Genomic DNA, 1,504 nt, shown 5'->3' with positions numbered 1-1,504 from the left:
AGGTGTTTGGTTGGGGTGTGTGTCGGTCGGTGGTGTCCGGGGGCAGCCCCCGCCCCCCCCCCCCCCCCCCCCCCCCCCCCCCCCCCCCCCCCCCCCCCCCCCCCCCCCCCCCCCCCCCCCCGGCCCGGTTCGGGCCGACCGAGGGGTCAGGTGGTCTGGGCGGTCGTGTCGGTGGAGGTGGTGGACGCGGCCGCCTTCGGGGCGGTCAGGTCGTAGAGGGTGACGCCGCCGACGGTTTTCGCGGTGAAGTTCGCCTCGATCCAGCTCGCGATGCTGCCGGAGTCGTTGCTGCCACCGTTGGCCTGGCCGAAGCCGCCGCCGGCGATGAAGTAGTGGATCTTCTTCTCGCTGACGTACGTCTTGAACTGGTCGAGGCTCGGCGACGGGTCACTGCCGTTGAAGCCGCCGATCGGCATCACGGCCTTGCCGGTGGCGAGCTGGTAGCCGGCGGCGCTGTTGGAACCGACGGCCGCGGCGACCCAGGTGTAGCCGCTGGCGCCCGCCTTGAACAGGTCGACGATCTCCTTGCCGGGGGTGGCGGCGTTGAGCAGGCCGCCCCCGCCCATGCCGCCAGGACGAGCGGCCGTACCCGTGCCGCCGGCAGCCGTGCCACCCTGGCCGGGAACCGTGCCCTGGCCACCCGCGGTGCCGCCCGGGAGGGTGCCGCCGCCGGGCAGTGCGCCGGTGCCGCCCTGGGCACCGGTTCCGCCCTGGCCGCCGAAGCCCGGGAATCCGCCGGCCTGGCGCTGGCCGAAGCCGCGGTTGGCGCCGTTTCCGCGCCGCCCGAAAGCACCCGGGCCACCGCCGAAGCCGCCGAAGCCGGCGCCGGCGGGACCCGCCGACGGGATCGAGCCGGTGTGCGGGGTCTGGGCGGTGGCGATCGTGTAGGCGCCCGGGCCGAACAGGCCGGCGACGAGGGCCACGAGGGCGACGCCGAGCGCGGCGCGGCGCGGTAGCCGGAGGGAGGCGAGGAAGCCGAGCGCCGCGATGATCCCGGTGACGAGCACGACGTAGCGGATCCACGGATGCCAGTCGGGCGTGCGGTTGAGCAGCGTGTACGACCACCAGGTCGTCATGCCGATGGCTGCCGCGCCACCGACCGCAGCCACCGGGTTGTGCCGGTTGCGCCACAGCAGCACCGCGCCGATACCCACCACCGCGCCGATCGCCGGTGCGAGGGCCACCGTGTAGTACGGGTGGAAGATGCCCTTCATCTCGCTGAAGATGATCCCGGTGACGAGGAGCCAGCCGCCCCAGAGCACGAGCGCGGCCCGCAGCCGGTCCGTGCGCGGTGCCCGTCGAGTGAACCAGAGCCCGGCGACCAGCAGAATCAGCGCGGCCGGCAGCAGCCAGGAGATCTGACCGCCGACCTCGGAGCCGAACATCCGGGTCAGTCCCGACTGCCCCCACATGCCGCCGCCGCGTCCACCCGGTCCGCCGCCCGGTCCGCCGGGGCCCAGGAAGGTGCCCGCGCCGCCGGCGGCGGCTCCGCCCGTCCCCGTTC

General features: G+C 75.1%; 2 protein-coding genes. One reads left to right on the top strand and one right to left on the bottom strand.

Going from position 1 to position 1,504, the window contains the following annotated elements:
- Positions 1 to 216 (top strand): hypothetical protein (locus tag MXD58_RS27380; protein WP_250610908.1); only part of this gene is annotated, 216 nt, incomplete at its 5' end.
- On the opposite strand, the gene MXD58_RS27375 is transcribed toward MXD58_RS27380, so the two are convergent.
- On the bottom strand, positions 147 to 1,504 hold a 1,358-nt coding region (locus MXD58_RS27375; protein ID WP_518478703.1), incomplete at its 5' end, for a mannosyltransferase YkcB-related protein. The two genes, MXD58_RS27380 and MXD58_RS27375, sit on opposite strands and share 70 nt — an antisense overlap.

The sequence above is a fragment of the Frankia sp. AgKG'84/4 genome (assembly GCF_023242965.2).
Classification (GTDB): Bacteria; Actinomycetota; Actinomycetes; order Frankiales; family Frankiaceae; genus Frankia.
This window is presented reverse-complemented; position numbering and strand designations above follow the sequence as displayed.